The organism is Paraburkholderia sp. A1BS-2L, assembly GCF_051125205.1.
Classification (GTDB): domain Bacteria; phylum Pseudomonadota; class Gammaproteobacteria; order Burkholderiales; family Burkholderiaceae; genus Paraburkholderia.
The window spans coordinates 1,730,462-1,746,293 of sequence record NZ_CP120429.1; the positions used below are offsets into that span (position 1 = coordinate 1,730,462).

The 15,832-nt window shown below is 65.1% G+C and carries 18 protein-coding genes; 10 read left to right on the top strand and 8 right to left on the bottom strand.

Annotated elements, in window-relative coordinates:
* Positions 1–33: 33 nt before the first annotated feature.
* The 4 genes from P5W98_RS22675 to P5W98_RS22690 form a co-directional block, all read right to left on the bottom strand.
* Positions 34–765: an anti-sigma factor gene (locus P5W98_RS22675; protein WP_421025870.1), complete on the bottom strand. Its 732-nt coding sequence runs from the start codon at positions 763–765 to the stop codon at positions 34–36.
* Complete coding sequence (locus tag P5W98_RS22680; RefSeq protein WP_421027031.1) at positions 762–1,346, bottom strand: sigma-70 family RNA polymerase sigma factor; 585 nt, start codon at positions 1,344–1,346, stop codon at positions 762–764. The genes P5W98_RS22675 and P5W98_RS22680 overlap by 4 nt, the downstream gene beginning before the upstream one ends.
* 301 nt (positions 1,347–1,647) lie before the next feature.
* Positions 1,648–2,592, bottom strand: a complete 945-nt coding sequence (locus P5W98_RS22685; RefSeq protein ID WP_421025869.1) for a TIGR01777 family oxidoreductase — start codon at positions 2,590–2,592, stop codon at positions 1,648–1,650.
* Between the two features lie 212 nt (positions 2,593–2,804).
* The gene (locus P5W98_RS22690; protein WP_421025868.1) at positions 2,805–2,972 is read right to left on the bottom strand and encodes a DUF2256 domain-containing protein; all 168 of its coding nucleotides are present in this window, start codon (positions 2,970–2,972) and stop codon (positions 2,805–2,807) included.
* Positions 2,973–3,219: 247 nt separating this feature from the next.
* Here P5W98_RS22690 and P5W98_RS22695 point away from each other — a divergent pair, with 247 nt between their 5' ends.
* Together P5W98_RS22695 and P5W98_RS22700 are read left to right on the top strand one after the other, a co-directional pair.
* Positions 3,220–4,221, top strand: a complete 1,002-nt coding sequence (locus tag P5W98_RS22695) for an NAD(P)/FAD-dependent oxidoreductase (protein WP_421025867.1) — start codon at positions 3,220–3,222, stop codon at positions 4,219–4,221.
* Between the two features lie 114 nt (positions 4,222–4,335).
* Positions 4,336–4,866: a lipocalin family protein gene (locus P5W98_RS22700; protein ID WP_421042720.1), complete on the top strand. Its 531-nt coding sequence runs from the start codon at positions 4,336–4,338 to the stop codon at positions 4,864–4,866.
* 108 nt (positions 4,867–4,974) lie between these two features.
* On the opposite strand, the gene folE is transcribed toward P5W98_RS22700, so the two are convergent.
* The 4 genes from folE to P5W98_RS22720 all read right to left on the bottom strand — a co-directional run bounded on the left by folE (position 4,975) and on the right by P5W98_RS22720 (position 9,495).
* A complete protein-coding gene (gene folE, locus P5W98_RS22705) occupies positions 4,975–5,706 on the bottom strand; it encodes a GTP cyclohydrolase I (protein ID WP_421025865.1) in 732 nt (243 codons plus the stop codon).
* A 45-nt stretch (positions 5,707–5,751) separates the two neighbouring features.
* Positions 5,752–6,717: a MerR family transcriptional regulator gene (locus P5W98_RS22710; RefSeq protein WP_421025864.1), complete on the bottom strand. Its 966-nt coding sequence runs from the start codon at positions 6,715–6,717 to the stop codon at positions 5,752–5,754.
* 335 nt (positions 6,718–7,052) lie between these two features.
* The gene (locus P5W98_RS22715) at positions 7,053–7,808 is read right to left on the bottom strand and encodes a GntR family transcriptional regulator (protein ID WP_421025863.1); all 756 of its coding nucleotides are present in this window, start codon (positions 7,806–7,808) and stop codon (positions 7,053–7,055) included.
* A 1-nt stretch (position 7,809) separates the two neighbouring features.
* On the bottom strand, positions 7,810–9,495 hold the full coding sequence (locus P5W98_RS22720) for a sigma 54-interacting transcriptional regulator (protein ID WP_421025862.1): 1,686 nt from the start codon (positions 9,493–9,495) through the stop codon (positions 7,810–7,812).
* A 302-nt stretch (positions 9,496–9,797) separates the two neighbouring features.
* Between P5W98_RS22720 and P5W98_RS22725 the strand changes: the two genes are divergently transcribed.
* The 8 genes from P5W98_RS22725 to P5W98_RS22760 all read left to right on the top strand — a co-directional run bounded on the left by P5W98_RS22725 (position 9,798) and on the right by P5W98_RS22760 (position 15,810).
* Complete coding sequence (locus P5W98_RS22725) at positions 9,798–10,016, top strand: phenol hydroxylase subunit (protein ID WP_421025861.1); 219 nt, start codon at positions 9,798–9,800, stop codon at positions 10,014–10,016.
* Between the two features lie 10 nt (positions 10,017–10,026).
* Entirely contained in the window at positions 10,027–11,022 is a 996-nt protein-coding gene (locus P5W98_RS22730; RefSeq protein WP_421025860.1) for a phenol hydroxylase, read from the top strand.
* Positions 11,023–11,055: 33 nt separating this feature from the next.
* Positions 11,056–11,325, top strand: coding sequence for an MmoB/DmpM family protein (locus P5W98_RS22735; protein WP_421025859.1), 270 nt, complete (start codon positions 11,056–11,058; stop codon positions 11,323–11,325).
* Positions 11,326–11,368: 43 nt separating this feature from the next.
* Positions 11,369–12,919 carry an aromatic/alkene/methane monooxygenase hydroxylase/oxygenase subunit alpha gene (locus P5W98_RS22740; RefSeq protein ID WP_421025858.1) on the top strand — a complete coding sequence of 517 codons (1,551 nt, stop codon included), beginning with the start codon at positions 11,369–11,371 and terminating at the stop codon, positions 12,917–12,919.
* Between the two features lie 124 nt (positions 12,920–13,043).
* Entirely contained in the window at positions 13,044–13,400 is a 357-nt protein-coding gene (locus P5W98_RS22745) for a phenol hydroxylase subunit P4 (protein WP_421025857.1), read from the top strand.
* Between the two features lie 25 nt (positions 13,401–13,425).
* A complete protein-coding gene (locus P5W98_RS22750; RefSeq protein WP_421025856.1) occupies positions 13,426–14,490 on the top strand; it encodes an NADH:ubiquinone reductase (Na(+)-transporting) subunit F in 1,065 nt (354 codons plus the stop codon).
* Position 14,491: 1 nt separating this feature from the next.
* Positions 14,492–14,848 carry a 2Fe-2S iron-sulfur cluster-binding protein gene (locus P5W98_RS22755; protein WP_421025855.1) on the top strand — a complete coding sequence of 119 codons (357 nt, stop codon included), beginning with the start codon at positions 14,492–14,494 and terminating at the stop codon, positions 14,846–14,848.
* A gap of 17 nt (positions 14,849–14,865) precedes the next feature.
* Positions 14,866–15,810, top strand: a complete 945-nt coding sequence (locus P5W98_RS22760; RefSeq protein WP_421025854.1) for a catechol 2,3-dioxygenase — start codon at positions 14,866–14,868, stop codon at positions 15,808–15,810.
* Positions 15,811–15,832 lie beyond the last annotated feature (22 nt).

Consider the following 15,832-nt stretch of genomic DNA (forward strand, 5'->3'; position numbering starts at 1 on the left):
GCGTTCGGTGCGGATTGCGACGATGTGCGCCGCTCAAGCGATATGCATCGCGCCGGTCGCGATCACCGGTCCAGTCGGTTGCCCTGTAGGCGATCCGCCCTGTGGTTCGACGGAAACGGCAAGCACCGCGCGCGTGCTCATTTGCGCGAGGATATGTGCAGGCAACGGCATCGACGCCGGTGCGTCGCTCGGGAAAATGCCGAGCGCAATGGGCTTCTCGCCGGGCGGTATCAGCCACAGCTCGGTGGAGCGGCCGGAGGCGACCTGCGGATGGACAGCGGGCACGATCACCATGCGGGCTCGCCGCACGTCGACTGTCGCAGTCCAGTGCGCGACGCCGTCGCTGCGTGCGATCGTCGCCACCATGTAGCCGTTCTGCGCCACCACGGCAGCAGGACGCTGCACCTCACGCAGCGTCACGAGGTTGACGGCGAGCAGCACGAGCGCGGCGGCACTCGCCCCGATGCCGAGCCAACGCCACAAGCCGACGTCGTTCCACCATCCGCCGCGCGCGCGAGGCGTGGTCGAAATGGGCAGGAAGCCCAGATCGCGCTGGATGCGGGTCCAGACACGGGGCGGCGGATCGATGACGGGCAGATCTGCTGCAAGCGGCGCGAAACGCGTGAGCCAGGTATCCAGCCTCGCACGCAGCGCCGCATTGCGCAGCACCTCGCGCTCGAGCGCGCGGCGCGAGTCGCTGTCAAGCACGCCGAGCGCATATTCGGCGCAACGCAGTTCGTCGTCGGAGGGGGCAGGCGTATTCATCGTTCGAGACACAGCTTCAACTGGATCAGGCTGCGCCGGATCCAGCTCTTCATGGTGCCGAGCGGCACGTGCAGACGTTGCGCCAGTTCGCTATAGGTCGAGCCGCTGAAGAACGCCTCGCGCACAGCGCTGCGCTGCGTGGGCTCGAGCGCGCCGAGACAGCGTTCGAGCCGGCGCCGTTCCTCGGTGAACTGGGCGACATCCTCGGGCCTGGGAGCGTCGTCGGCGATTTCGGCCGCCTGTTCCTCATCAAGCGTGGCTTCGCGATGCTGGCGCATGCGGTCGATCGTGGCATTGCGCGCGAGCGTAACGAGCCACGTCATGGCGCTGCCGCGCTCCGGGTCGAACGTGTCCGCGCGGCGCCACACATTCGTGTAGACGTTCTGGAGCACGTCTTCGGCTTCGCCGCGATCGTGGATCATCCGGACGACAATCGCAAAAACACGTGAGGAGGTGAGCTTGTAGAAGTCCGTAAAAGCTTGCTGGTCTCCTTCACAGACGCGGCGCAATACGAGATTGAGATGAGCGCGGCGGACCTCATCGGCATCGTGGCTCGTGCTCATGTCGGGCGTGTCTTGCATGCCGGGCGTGGGGTAGCTTGTGCTTTGCAAGGGATGTGGCCCGGAATATAGCATGACAGTAAAGTGAAGTAGGCGGTAGTAAGGCCGGTAAGGTGCGTCACGAAACGATCGCTCCTCTTATGTCCCAGATACGCTAGAAATTGGGTTGCGGATGCAGGCGGTCCGCGTCATCCGGCTGGGGGCTGCCCGCAAACTTGATGGCAGGACGTAGCGGAAGCTGCGGCACATCGTTTTCCGTTTCCGGTTGAAATCGAGGAAGGGGCGGTGCTCAGAAGGTGCAGCATCGGAACCAGGTTCAAGGTCAGCGAGCGTGGCGCCCGGCCAGATCGGCCAGATCGGCCAGATCGGCCAGCGCGCGATGCAGCCTCGGCCATGCGAACTCGTACCCGTATGTCAACGCAACGCGCGGAACGACGGGACGGCCGTCGAGAAGCAGGTCCGCCATTTCTCCGAGACATAGCCTGACAGGTGCCTCGGGTAGTCGAAGCCGCACGCGTTGTCCGAAGGACCTTGCCAGCTCTTCCGCAAATTCCGCCTGCGTGCTGACTTCGGGCGCAACAACGTTGACCGGTCCGCCGATCAGTTCATTGGCGATTGCAAAACGGACAAGTCCCACTGCGTCTGCGATGTGAACCCACGGAAAGTATTGGTGACCGGAACCGAGAATGGTTGCAAGGCCCAGGCGTGCCGTCGCAGCCTGCATCGGCCAGGCACCGCCGTCTATACCGAGCACGATGCCAAACCGCATGCGCGCCACGCGCGTGCCAAGCGCTTCGGCATGCATGGCGGTGCGCTCGACAACGGTACACAGATTGGACTGGAACTGACCCGGCTGGCACGCCGAGGATTCGTCGCAAGGCATCGCAAGGTCGCCGTCCGCGCGGCCATACCAGCCCACTGCAGAAGCACTGACCAATACGCGAGGGGGCCGCGCGAGTCGACTTATCAACCCAAGCAACGCGTCTGTGATGCGGGTGCGACTGTTGATCAGCGTCTGTCGTCGTGTCGCGCTCCACGGCAGACCCAGCACGCGGGCACCGGCCAGGTGCACGCAGGCATCAATGGCTTCGTCGTTCGTCACCTCCCTGAGGTCTCCAATGACTCGCACATGTGGGCCAAGCATGGCGCGCGCGTCCCGGGCGCGTCGCGAAAGCGCAATGACACGACAGCCGTCGGCCGACAGGGAGGCGACCAGGTTCCGGCCGATGAAGCCCGTGGCGCCGGTGATGAGAACGGTGATGGGCATGACTGCTGCTCCATGGGAACCCGTGGGTTCAGGCAAGGTCATCGGCGCAGTGCGCGGAACGGATGGCCCGCAAGCACGCCATCGCAGCCTGCGGCGTGAGCTCGAACGTGCCACTTCAGCCATCCGGACTGCGTCCCGGGCCGGTTCGAAGCCGTCGAACGCGCTCGCGTCAGGATCGAGCTGAGCGCCCAGCGCAAGAACGAGGCGGCGTGTCATGCGCGCACCTGAGTCCGGCGCCGGCGGCAGCCGTTCGAACAGTAGCGCACGTCGGCCCAGTTCCTCGCCCACGCCCGCCGCCACGTCATTGGCCGGCCGCACACGGCGCAGGTCTTGCAAAGCAGACCGGCCTTGTTGCCCTTGAAGCCGTTTGTCCCGCTCATTCGAACCACTCCTTTTGTACAGGGGAAGGCCGTCGTGCCGCGCGGCGACGTTTGGGAGCGTCTCCGTTCTCAATGAGTCAAAAATTGCATTCGATAACTGTCTGTTGAGTGGGGGTAGCGCCATTTTTTTAGGCTATCATAACGATATTGAGTCTGCATGGTGACTCTAAATGAATCAATGTTCAGACTGGATAAGGACGGCGACGGCCGCGTTGAAGAGCGATTCGCCAGGCTTGCAGGAGCGCGCATGACTTCTCGTGTGGCCGTAGTCGGGGCGGGCATGGCCGGTGTGACGTGCGCCCAGGTCCTGGCAGATGCCGGGCATGACGTCGTGATCCTCGAGCGCAATGCGGTCGTGGGCGGGCGCATGTGCACCTGGCACGGTGAAGGGTGGCAGTGCGACCACGGTGCGCAATTCTTCACGGTGCGAGACGCGGATTTCGCGCGAACGGTGCAGGGCTGGTGCGAGGCCGGGATGGCTGCGCAGTGGCGGGGTCGGTTTGTGTCGTTCGACGCCGCCGGCGTCGCCCAACGCATCGACGACGCTGGACGTTATGTCTGCACTCCCTATATGGACACGGTGCTTTCAACGGCGGCTGCGAGTCAGTGTGTCGAAACCGGGCAGACGGTGTGCGCGCTCGTGAAAGCCGACGGCAAATGGGAGCTGACGACGCGAGAAATCGGCCGCTTTCGCGATCTGTTCGACGCGGTCGTGCTGGCTGTGCCGCCGGCCGACGCTTTCGGCTTGCTGCACCGGGCATCACCCGCGCTCTCGGTCGTGGCCAACCGGGCACGCATGCGCCCATGCTGGGCGTTGATGCTGCGCTATCAGACGCCTCCGGCCTTGGGCTTCGACGCGGCGTTCGTGCATGGCGGCCCGCTACGCTGGATGGCGAACGACAGCGCGAAGCCCGGTCGTTGCGGCGCTGCTGTCTGGGTTCTGCACGCAAGCCCCGAGTGGAGCGCCCGGCATCTGGTTTTGCATCCCGAAGCGATTGCAGAGGCATTGATGCCTGCGTTCGCTGCGTTCGGCGCCGGATTACCCGACGCCGCGGCAGCGTGTCTGTGGCGCGATGCCGAGGCGGTGATCGAGTCCAGCCCGGCATCACGCGGCTATGTCTGGCGGGCGTCCGAGCGCGTGGGTCTGTGCGGTGACTGGTGCAGCTCAGGGCGCGTGGAAGGCGCGTGGCTGAGCGGCCGGGCCCTGGGCACGGCGATGCTGGCGGCTCTCGCGCACGATCGGCATTGATCGATGCAGTGGCTTCAGGTGCCGGGGCGGACCAGCCAGCGATGACGAATTCGAAAACCTCAAATTGGGCAAACAATGCAAACAGGATTGCTTCGCTCCTCCGTGACCTGGGCCATGCTGATCGCCGCGGTCGCGGCATTGGCGGCATGCGCTGCGATCACCGGCGGACCTGAAGGCAACGGGCATGTGCCCGCGCCCGCCAAAGAGGTCGAGCTTGATCGCTATCTTGGACGCTGGTACGAGCTCGCCCGTTACGACAACCGCTTCGAGCGTGGCTGCGAAGGCGTGACGGCCGAGTACTGGAGGCGCGATGATGGCTACATCGGCGTTCGGAACACCTGCCGGGAAGGCAGACCGGATGGGCACGCACGCGAGTCGCTGGGCCGGGCCAAGGTCGTGTCGCAAAGTGGTGGTGCGAAGCTGAAGGTCTCGTTCTGGGGCCCGTTTTTCGTCGGCGATTACTGGGTTCTCGATCACGCCGAAGACTACTCGTGGTCCATCGTCGGCGAACCATCGGGCCGCTTTCTCTGGATCTTGACGCGCGAAGCGCGTCCTTGCGCAGCGCTGAGCGACATGCTCTACGAACGGGCCGCCGCGCTCGGTTACGATACGTCGCTGCTTCACCGCACTGCGCAGCAACGGTGACTGCGGGTGCATGCGTCACGGCATGACACCGCGATCAAGGCGCCGGCCAGACTCTGGGTTGAGCGAGCCCGTTATCTGCAAAGCCGGGCGCGGCCGCGGATGGCCCTATCATTTTCCCTTTGTGGCCAGCAGGCACAGGAACTCGCGGCGCAAGGCGGCGTCGTCGAGGAAGCGTCCGCGCATGACGCTGCTGGTCATCTTTGCGCCATCGTCCTTGGTGCCGCGCCAGTGCATGCAGTAGTGATCGGCTTCGATAACGACCGCCAGCCCGTCGGGCCCGATGCGGCGCTCGAGCAGATCGGCGATCTGCTTGACAGCCTCTTCCTGGATCTGCGGCCGTGCCATGACCCAGTTCAGGAGGCGCGAGTACTTGGATAGTCCCGGGAGATTCGACTGCGCATTGGGCAGCACCCCGATCCAGGCGTGTCCCATGATCGGGCAAAGGTGGTGCGAGCAGGCGCTGCGCACACGCAGCGGCCCGACCACCATGAGCTCGTTCAGTTGCCCGATATTCGGAAATTCGGTGATTGGCGGCGGCGCCTCATAACGGCCCGAGAACACCTCCTGTACGAACATCTTTGCCACTCGCTTTGCCGTATCGCGGGTGTTGTGGTCTGCGTCGACGTCGATCACGAGCGCGCGCAGCGCATTTTCGAGGTGGCCAGCGACTTCCTGCTGCAGGACATCCAGTTCGCCTTCGCGCAAATGGGCGGCGATGTTGTCGTTGGCGTGAAAACGTTGGCCCGCCCGGCGCAGACGTTGACGGATGATTTGTGACAGAGGCGCGCCTTCAACGGTCTTGCTGTCCATGACGGCCTGTGAGTCGATGACGGCACCCATTGTGTCTTCCTGTTGGAGGGGTGTTAGAGATGATCGGTTTGCCGCTCAGGTGGCCAGCGAGGGCGGTTCCATCACGTCCCAGCCTTCCTGCTGCGCGACTTCAGCGAGCGCGTCCTCGAACATGCGGACCGCCCGGTTGGCGGTGTCGCCCAGGTGCCGGTGCAGCAGCGCGTCAGCCGGCGAGCGTGACAGACATTGGTCGCTGTAGCCCTCGAACGCGGACAGCTGCATGATGAGTTCCGCCAGATGCTTCGGGCATTCGCAGGCAATCGTGGTAGACAGACGGACCAGTCGCGCGAGCGTGGCATCGTCGAAGCGTCGCGCCGAACGCAGCCACAGGCCCCGACCGGAGGATTCGCCCGGATTGCGCTGCCGCAGAGCAGTCGTGAACTCAGCGAGCAGCTCGTCCGCGCGTAGCAGGCCGTCCGGGCGCTTTCTGAGCGTCATGCCCTGCAGTGCCGCGAGTTGTATGGCCTCCTGAGTACCGAACGGGAACACCACGGTTACCTCGCTCGCACCGATGCGCGTCGCCGCTTCGGCAAGCTGGTCGACTGTCTCCGGGTGGAGCGCCGCCACGCGCGCGATCAGGCCGCTCGCGCGCGTGGCGGCGCTGCTCCGCAGCAACGCGTCGAGCGACCCAAAGCTTGCCGAAATGCACTCGTTGGGCTCCAGCTCGCCCAGGCCGACCGCGATGATCGTTATGGCAGCAGCGGAGGACCCGTGCGCCGCAAGAGGTTTGTCTTTCGCCTTGCTGGTGGCCAACGCTTCAAGCGCGCTACCTTCCAGACGTGCGATTGACCCGATCGCATGGCCGCGGCCAACCAGCGCCTTGAGCAGGCGCAGCCGGTGCACATCGTCATCGGAATAGAGCCGCTGGCCGGATTCGCTCGTGGGCGGGCAGATGACGCCGTAGCGCTGCTCCCAGATGCGCAACGTCGCGGCGGGCATGCGAGCCAACTTCGCCGCTTCACCGCTTCTATACCGACGACTTGACGCGTCCTGTTTGCTCACGGCGCAACCTCCCTTTGGGCTCGATTTAGACTCATATTGAGCTTGTATATTAACTCGCTAAGTCGAGTTGTAGCAATATTTATTGACTCATCTAGAGTCGCCTGCCGCCATTTCCAAATCGCGCGTCCTTCGTCGTTGCCGGGCTCGCGCGCGAGGAAGTGCCGGTCGAGATTGTCGCTTACGCATGCGTGCCGCCCCACGCAGCGGACTCGCCCTGATGCTGGCGGCCGGAGGAAAGTTCGTTACCCGAATCTTTATGAAGCTACTGGCGCGGTTCCGAGGCCAGGATTCGAACGGCTATCGCCCGGCGCCCGTGGCGTGATCGCGGCGTTGTCCTAAAACGGCAAGGCGCCTGGCGGCGCATTGCGCACCACCGTGAGCGTCGTGCCGATATGGTCTTCGAGCGCGAGTGCGGCGCGCGCATCCGCGCGCCGCATCGCGGCCTCGAACAGGCACGTGTGCTCCGCATGCACGTCGCGCTTCGAATCACCGAGCCCGATGCACACGCGCCGGTAGCGCTCGCTCTGCTGCGACAGCATGCGCAAGATCAGATAGGTCCACGACGACGCGGCCGCCGAGATCAGTGCTTCGTGAAAGCGCCGGTTACAGGCTTCCCACGCCGCCCGGTGCTCGATCGACACCGGTTGCTCCCACGCCGAGAGCATCTCGAAGCTTTGTCGCACGCGCTGCTCCCACGCGGCGTCCCCATATCGCACGGATTCGCGCAGCGCGTCGACTTCGATGTGAATGCGCAGCCGCGTGATCGCCTCCAGATCCGCGACCGACATCGGCGTGACGCGAAATCCCCGCTGTCCTTCGGCGACCACGAGCGCATCGCTGACGAGCCGCGTCAGGGCCTCGCGCAACGTGGCGGCTCCCACGCCGTACACCGTCTTCAGATGCTCGACGCGCAGTTTCGCGCCCGGCGGGTAGTGCCCTTCGATGATGTGTTGCCGAAGCTGGTGGTAGGCGTGCTCGCTGAGGGTGCGTGCATGCGGTTCGATCGCATCGTCGGCGGCCGGGTCGGTCGCGGGCAGCGCGTCGCCGCTCAACGGGGCGACTGACGCATGCGGGGGCAGGATGGTGTTCATGTCACACGTCCTCCTGGTCCTGATTGCGGTTGAGGCGATAGCTGAGTTGCGCGCGCGTCAGCCCAAGCAGGCGCGCGGCGGCCGACAGGTTGCCCTTCGCGCGGTCGACCGCTTCATGCAGCAGCGCCCGTTCGAGTCCTTCGAGGCCGCCGCCTTGCAACTGGTCGAGCAGGCCCGCGCAATCGATCGTCATCGCGGACGGCGGCCGGATCTGCCCCGCGTGGTCGACAGTGGCGCCGCCCGGCAGGCCGATGCCCGGGAACAGGTCCTTTGCGTCGACCGCGAGGTTGGGCCGCGACAGGATCACCGCGCGCTCGATCAGGTTCTCCAGCTCGCGCACGTTGCCCGGCCAGCGATAGCCGCACAGCGCGTGATACGCGTAGTCGGTCAGCGTCGGCGCCGGCTTGCCGTGCAGCGACGCGAAGCGCGCGAGCATCGCATCCGCGAGCAGCGCGATGTCGTCCTGGCGCTCGCGCAGCGGCGGGATCAGCACCGGGTAGACGTTGATCCGGTAGTAGAGATCGGCGCGGAAGCTCCCGTCGCGCACCGCCTGTTCGAGATCGCGGTTGGTCGCCGCGACGACCCGCACGTCGACCTTCCGGCTTTGCGTCGCGCCGAGCCGTTCGACCTCGCCTTCCTGCAGCACGCGCAACAGTTTTGCCTGCACGTCGAGCGGCAGTTCGCCGATCTCGTCCAGGAATAGCGTGCCGCCGTCCGCGCGTTCGAAGCGTCCGGCACGCGCGGCCTGCGAGCCGGTAAACGCGCCTTTCTCCGCGCCGAACAGCTCGGATTCGATCAGCGCATGCGGGATCGCCGCGCAGTTGATCGCGACGAACGGCTTCGCGGCCCGCGGGCTGAGGCCGTGCAGCGCGCGCGCGAAGCGCTCCTTGCCGACGCCCGTTTCGCCCGTCAGCAGCACGGCGACCTTGGTCGGCGCGGCCGTTTCCAGCAGCGCGTAGGCCGCGCGGAATGCTTCGGAGCGGCCGACGAGCCGGGTCCGGTCGTCGTCGGGCGCGATCTCGAGGCGCAGCGATTCGACTTCGGTTTGCAGGTCGCGGATCGTCTTGATCAGCGAGTCGGCCTTGAACCAGGACGAGATTTCCTCCGCATCCGGCCACGCCTCGGCCGGCTTGCCGACGATCGCGCAATGCGGCGCGTGCATGCCGACGCAGGCCGTTTCCTTGAACAGGATCTGGCGGCCGAAGAACGCACTCGTGTACCCCGTGGCATAGCCGATCAGCATCCAGCACACGGGTTCGGGCTGCGGGCCGAACGTGCGGCGGTGCACGTCCGCTTCCCACGAATGTTCCCAGCGGTATTCGAAGTGGAACGTGCCTGTCGCCGGATCGGCGTCGAAGCGCACCGGCGTGACCTGCACCGCGCCTTCGAGCATGTGCAGCTGCGGGCCGACGTGGAACGTGTCGAACAGCGACGCGCCGCTGCGGATCTCGCGCGCGAGCGCCGCGTCGCGCTCGCCGGCCGCGAAGCCCACGCGCGTGAAGAAGCGCCGCGTTTGCGCCGGCCCGACGCTTTCCATCAGTTCCTGCCGCAGCGTGGCCAGCGCGCCGGTATGCAGCAGCACCATGCGCTGGCCGGCGAGCCAGATGCGGCCGTCGCTTGCTGAAAAGTGGATCAGCTTGCGCAGGTCGGCGTCGGGCGGCAAAGGGGGCAGGCTGGACCGCGTCATGTCGTCTCCGTCTAAATATCTCGTGATTTTCTGGAATTTCGCTGCCGCTCGCACCACCCGGTGCGGATTTGATCATTTGAGCAAACGTGTCTTTCCGGGTTGCTCAAATGATGAGAATGGCCGTTTTGTTGGGGTTTGGGGCGGCGGCCCGAAGCAGATTTCCATTCTGGTTAACCGGCATTGTGCTTCGCGAATACGAATTTTGTTTCAGGGCTTTCCCTGAATTATCGAGATTTTTTGCGGGGACGGACGAAGGTGGCACGGATGCTGCATTGAAGTGCGGCATGGAGGCGACACCGATCATGGATCCAACGACAACCGATCAACCCCCGTTCGACCCGGGCTGCAAGTACGTCCGGGTGACCGGCACCAACAGCCGCGGCTTCGTCGAATTCGAGCTTTCGATTGGCGGCGCACCGGAGCTCGTCGTCGAGCTGACGTTGCCTCCTGCCGCGTTCGACGCGTTCTGCGCCGAGCAGCACGTGACGCGGCTGGACCACGAAGCGAACCCAAGACCTTGAGGAGCAGGAAGTGACCATCGAGCTGAAGACAGTCGACATCAAGCCGCTTCGCCACACCTTCGCGCACGTGGCGCGGCATATCGGCGGCGACAAGACGGCGACGCGCTACCAGGAAGGAATGATGGGCGCGCAGCCCCAGGCGAACTTCCATTACCGCCCGACCTGGGATCCCGATCACGAGATCTTCGATGCGTCGCGCACCGCGATCCGCATGGAGAACTGGTATGCGCTGAAGGATCCCCGCCAGTTCTACTACGCATCGTGGGCGACCGCGCGCGCGCGCCAGCAGGACACGATGGAATCGAACTTCGAGTTCGTCGAGTCGCGCCGGATGATCGACCTGATGCCCGACGAGGTTGCCGCGCAAGCGCTCGACATTCTCGTGCCGCTGCGCCATGCGGCGTGGGGCGCGAACATGAACAACGCGCAGATCTGCGCGCTCGGCTACGGCACCGTGTTCACCGCGGCTGCGATGTTTCATGCGATGGACAACCTGGGCGTCGCGCAGTACCTGACGCGCCTCGCGCTGTCGATGGACGGGCCCGATGCGCTCGACGCGGCGAAGGCCGCCTGGCAGACGGATGCCGCATGGCAGCCGCTGCGCCGCTATGTCGAGGACACGTTCGTCGTCGCCGACCCGGTCGAGCTGTTCATCGCTCAGAACCTTGCGCTCGACGGCCTGCTGTATCCGCTCGTCTATGACCGTTTCGTCGATGAACGGATCGCGCTCGCCGGCGGCTCCGCGGTCGCGATGCTGACCGCGTTCATGCCCGAATGGCACACGGAATCGAACCGCTGGGTCGATGCGGTTGTGAAGACGATGGCGGCCGAATCCGACGACAACCGTGCCTTGCTCGCGCGCTGGACGCGCGACTGGGCCGCGCGGGCGACCGAGGCGCTGGCGCCGGTGGCGCAGCGGGCGCTGCGCGACGCAGGCGGCGCGGCGCTCGAAGAGGCGGGCGAGCAGTTCCGCGCCCGCATCGGGAAACTCGGCATCGCGCACTGACCCGGCGCCACGACTTCACTTGAGGAAACACGCATGTCAAACGTATTCATCGCCTTTCAGGCTAATGAGGAATCCAGACCAATCGTCGAGGCGATCGTCGCGGATAACCCGAGCGCGGTCGTCGTCGAATCGCCCGGCATGGTGAAGATCGATTCGCCGGACCGCTTGACGATCCGCCGCGACACGATCGAGGAACTGACCGGCGCGCGCTTCGACCTGCAGCAGATCCAGGTGAACCTGATCACGCTGTCGGGCCACATCGACGAAGACGACGACCAGTTCACGTTGAGCTGGTCGCACTGAAACGAACAGCGCGCCACGCGCGCCGATAACACCGGAGACACGAATGGACACGCCAACGCTCAAGAAAAAGCTCGGCCTGAAAGACCGTTACGCGGCGATGACGCGCGGCCTCGGCTGGGAGACGACCTACCAGCCGATGGACAAGGTCTTTCCGTACGACCGCTACGAGGGCATCAAGATTCACGATTGGGACAAGTGGGTCGATCCGTTCCGCCTGACGATGGACGCGTACTGGAAATATCAGGGCGAGAAGGAAAAGAAGCTCTACGCGGTAATCGACGCGTTCACGCAGAACAACGCGTTCCTCGGCGTGACCGACGCGCGCTACATCAACGCGCTGAAGCTGTTCATCCAGGGCGTGACGCCGCTCGAATATCTCGCCCACCGCGGCTTCGCGCACGTCGGCCGGCACTTTACGGGCGAGGGCGCGCGCATCGCGTGCCAGATGCAGTCGATCGACGAGCTGCGGCACTACCAGACCGAAACGCACGCGATGTCGACCTACAACAAGTTCTTCAACGGCATGCATCACTCGAACCACTGGTTCGATCGCGTGTGGTACCTGTCGGTGCCGAAGTCGTTCTTCGAGGATGCGTACTCGGCCGGACCGTTCGAGTTCCTCACCGCAGTCAGCTTCTCGTTCGAGTACGTGCTGACGAACCTGCTGTTCGTGCCGTTCATGTCGGGCGCCGCGTACAACGGCGACATGTCGACCGTGACGTTCGGCTTCTCCGCGCAGTCGGACGAGTCGCGCCACATGACGCTCGGCATCGAGTGCATCAAGTTCATGCTCGAACAGGACCCGGGCAACGTGCCGATCGTGCAGCGCTGGATCGACAAGTGGTTCTGGCGCGGCTACCGGCTGCTCACGCTCGTCGCGATGATGATGGACTACATGCAGCCCAAGCGCGTGATGAGCTGGCGCGAATCGTGGGAGATGTACGCGGAGCAGAACGGCGGCGCGCTGTTCAAGGATCTCGCGCGCTACGGCATTCGCGAGCCGAAGGGCTGGCAGGACGCGTGCGAAGGCAAGGACCACATCAGCCACCAGGCATGGTCGACGTTCTACGGGTTCAACGCGGCTTCCGCATTCCACACCTGGGTGCCGACCGAAGACGAGATGGCATGGCTGTCGGCGAAGTATCCGGAATCGTTCGACCGCTATTACCGGCCGCGTTTCGAATACTGGGGCGAGCAGGCGAAGGAAGGCAAGCGCTTCTACATGAAAACGCTGCCGATGCTGTGCCAGACCTGCCAGATCCCGATGCTGTTCACCGAGCCCGGCAACCCGACGAAGATCGGCGCGCGCGAATCGGACTACCTCGGCAACAAGTTCCATTTCTGCAGCGACCACTGCAAGGAAATCTTCGACCACGAGCCGCAGAAATACGTGCAGGCGTGGCTGCCCGTGCACCAGATCTACCAGGGCAACTGCTTCCCGCCCGATGCGGATCCGGGTGCCGAAGGCTTCGATCCGCTCGCCGCGGTGCTCGATTACTACGAGGTGGGCATGGGCCGCGACAACCTCGATTTCGAAGGCTCGGAAGATCAGAAGAACTTCGCGGCATGGCGCGGCCAGGCCACCAGCAACTGATCGATACGCAACCGATACCTAACCGATACCCAACCGATACGCAATCAAAGCGTAGCCAATACGCAACCTCGAACGAGACCGGCGCACGCGCGCACGCGCGAACGCCGGCCGACAGGAGACAAGCATGACCGTCATCGCGCTCAAACCCTACGACTTCCCGATCAAGGACGCGGTCGGGAAGTTTCCGGCGCCGCTCTTGTACGTGTGCTGGGAAGACCACCTGATGTTCCCGGCGCCATTCTGCCTGCCGCTGCCGCCGGACCTGCCGTTCGGCGCGCTGGCCAGCGATGTGCTGCCGCCCGTCTACGGCTACCACCCGGACTTCGCGAAGATCGACTGGGACCGCGTGGAGTGGTTCCGCTCCGGCAAGCCGTGGACGCCGGACGCGTCGAAGAGCCTGGCCGGCAACGGCCTCGGGCACAAGGATCTGATCAGCTTCCGCACGCCGGGCCTCGATGGCCTCGCCGGCGCGAGTTTCTGATCGTCACGTAGACGGGCGAACCATCATGAGCCATCAACTTACCATCGAGCCGCTGGGCGTCACGATCGAGGTCGAGGAAGGACAGACGATGCTCGACGCCGCGCTGCGCCAGGGCATCTACATTCCGCACGCGTGCTGTCACGGGCTGTGCGGCACTTGCAAGGTCGCGGTGCTGGACGGCGAAACCGATCTCGGCGACGCGAACCCGTTCGCGCTGATGGACTTCGAGCGCGAGGAGGGCAAGGCGCTCGCATGCTGCGCGACGCTGCAGGCCGATACCGTGATCGAGGCCGACGTCGATGAGGACCCGGACGCGGAAATCATCCCGGTCAAGGACTTCGCCGCCGACGTCACGCGCATCGAGCAGTTGACGCCGACCATCAAGTCGATCCGGCTGAAGCTCTCGCAGCCGATCCATTTTCAGGCGGGCCAGTACGTGCAGCTCGAGATTCCCGGCCTTGGGCAGAGCCGCGCGTTCTCGATCGCGAATGCACCCGCCGACGTCGAGGCGACCGGCGAGATCGAGCTGAACGTGCGGCAGGTGCCGGGCGGTCTCGGCACGGGCTACCTGCACGAAAAGCTCGCGACCGGCGAGCGCGTGCGCCTGTCCGGCCCATATGGCCGCTTCTTCGTGCGCCGCTCGGCTGCACTGCCGATGATCTTCATGGCTGGCGGCTCGGGCTTGTCGAGTCCGCGCTCGATGATCGCCGATTTGCTCGCCAGCGGCGTGACCGCGCCGATCACGCTGGTCTACGGGCAGCGCAACGCGAAGGAGCTCTACTACCACGACGAGTTCCGCGCGCTCGCCGAACGTTACCCGAACTTCACCTACGTGCCGGCGCTGTCCGAAGGCGCGGCGGATGCCGGCGATGGCGTCGCGCAAGGGTTCGTGCACGACGTCGCGAAGGCGCACTTCGACGGCGACTTCTCGGGCCACCAGGCGTATCTGTGCGGCCCGCCCGCGATGATCGACGCATGCATCACCGCGCTGATGCAGGGGCGCCTGTTCGAGCGCGACATCTATCACGAGAAGTTCATCTCGGCGGCCGACGCGCAGCAGACGCGCAGCCCGCTGTTCCGCCGGGTGTGACATGGACGCGAGCCGTGTGTGCGGGACGGTGACGATCGCGCAGACCGACGAGCGCTACGCATGCGCGAGCGGCGAATCGCTGCTCGCCGGCATGGCGAAGCTCGGCCGGCGCGGCATTCCGGTCGGCTGCCTGAACGGCGGCTGCGGCGTGTGCAAGGTGCGCGTGCTGCGCGGCGCGGTGCGCAAGCTCGGGCCGATCAGCCGCGCGCACGTGAGCGCCGAGGAGGAGGACGACGGTTATGCGCTCGCGTGCCGCGTGGCGCCGGACGGCGACGTGGAGCTGGAAGTGGCCGGCCGGTTGAAGAAGCCTTTCTTTTGCGGCTCGGCCTGTGCCGGGGCGCCGGTTATCAAAAAGTAATCTGGAGGAGACACATCATGGGTGTGATGCGTATTGGTCATGTCAATCTGAAGGTGATGGACATGGAAGCGGCGCTGCGGCATTACATACGCGTGCTCGGCATGCAGGAGACGATGCGCGACGCGGCCGGCAACGTCTATCTGAAATGCTGGGACGAATGGGACAAGTATTCGCTGATCCTCTCGCCGTCGGACCAGGCGGGGCTCAAGCATGCCGCGTACAAGGTCGAGCATGACGCGGACCTCGACGCGCTCGAGCAGCGCATCGAAGCATACGGAATCGCGACCGAGATGCTGCCGGAAGGCGCGCTGCCGGGCGTGGGCCGCCAGTTGCGCTTCCTGCTGCCGAGTGGGCACGAGCTGCGCCTGTTCGCGAAGAAAGAATTCGTTGGCACCGCGGTCGGTTCGCTGAACCCCGATCCGTGGCCCGACGACATTCCGGGCTCCGCCGTGCACTGGCTCGACCACTGCCTGCTGATGTGCGAGATGAACCCGGAGGCCGGCGTGAACCGCGTCGAGGAGAACACGCGCTTCATGGCCGAATGCCTCGACTTCCACCTCGCCGAGCAAGTGATGGTCGGCCCCGGCAACACGATCCAGGCCGCGACGTGGATGTTCCGCAGCACGACGCCGCACGACATCGCGTTCGTCGGCGGCCCAAGTAATGGGCTGCATCACATCGCGTTCTTCCTCGACGACTGGGCCGACGTGCTGAAGTCGGCGGACGTGATGGCGAAGAACAAGGTGAAGATCGACGTCGCGCCGACGCGCCACGGGATCACGCGCGGCACCACCATCTACTTCTTCGATCCGAGCGGCAACCGCAACGAGACCTTCGCGGGCCTGGGCTATCTCGCGCAGCCCGATCGCCCGGTCACGACGTGGACCGAGGACGAACTCGGGCGCGGGATCTTCTTCCACTCCGGCGAGCTGAACGAAGCGTTCACGACCGTCTACACCTGACCACCTTCACAGGAGCACAGCG

Bases quoted from the DNA above. Each gene is read 5' to 3' on its own strand.
- P5W98_RS22750 (WP_421025856.1), top strand. From the start codon at position 13,426: ATGAGCCATCAACTTACCATCGAGCCGCTGGGCGTCACGATCGAGGTC.
- P5W98_RS22695 (WP_421025867.1), top strand. From the start codon at position 3,220: ATGACTTCTCGTGTGGCCGTAGTCGGGGCGGGCATGGCCGGTGTGACG.
- P5W98_RS22685 (WP_421025869.1), bottom strand. From the start codon at position 2,592: ATGCCCATCACCGTTCTCATCACCGGCGCCACGGGCTTCATCGGCCGG.
- P5W98_RS22680 (WP_421027031.1), bottom strand. From the start codon at position 1,346: ATGCAAGACACGCCCGACATGAGCACGAGCCACGATGCCGATGAGGTC.
- P5W98_RS22755 (WP_421025855.1), top strand. From the start codon at position 14,492: ATGGACGCGAGCCGTGTGTGCGGGACGGTGACGATCGCGCAGACCGAC.
- P5W98_RS22700 (WP_421042720.1), top strand. From the start codon at position 4,336: ATGCTGATCGCCGCGGTCGCGGCATTGGCGGCATGCGCTGCGATCACC.
- P5W98_RS22690 (WP_421025868.1), bottom strand. From the start codon at position 2,972: ATGAGCGGGACAAACGGCTTCAAGGGCAACAAGGCCGGTCTGCTTTGC.
- P5W98_RS22740 (WP_421025858.1), top strand. From the start codon at position 11,369: ATGGACACGCCAACGCTCAAGAAAAAGCTCGGCCTGAAAGACCGTTAC.
- P5W98_RS22735 (WP_421025859.1), top strand. From the start codon at position 11,056: ATGTCAAACGTATTCATCGCCTTTCAGGCTAATGAGGAATCCAGACCA.
- P5W98_RS22760 (WP_421025854.1), top strand. From the start codon at position 14,866: ATGGGTGTGATGCGTATTGGTCATGTCAATCTGAAGGTGATGGACATG.
- P5W98_RS22675 (WP_421025870.1), bottom strand. From the start codon at position 765: ATGAATACGCCTGCCCCCTCCGACGACGAACTGCGTTGCGCCGAATAT.
- P5W98_RS22715 (WP_421025863.1), bottom strand. From the start codon at position 7,808: ATGAACACCATCCTGCCCCCGCATGCGTCAGTCGCCCCGTTGAGCGGC.
- P5W98_RS22725 (WP_421025861.1), top strand. From the start codon at position 9,798: ATGGATCCAACGACAACCGATCAACCCCCGTTCGACCCGGGCTGCAAG.
- P5W98_RS22745 (WP_421025857.1), top strand. From the start codon at position 13,044: ATGACCGTCATCGCGCTCAAACCCTACGACTTCCCGATCAAGGACGCG.
- P5W98_RS22720 (WP_421025862.1), bottom strand. From the start codon at position 9,495: ATGACGCGGTCCAGCCTGCCCCCTTTGCCGCCCGACGCCGACCTGCGC.
- folE (WP_421025865.1), bottom strand. From the start codon at position 5,706: ATGGGTGCCGTCATCGACTCACAGGCCGTCATGGACAGCAAGACCGTT.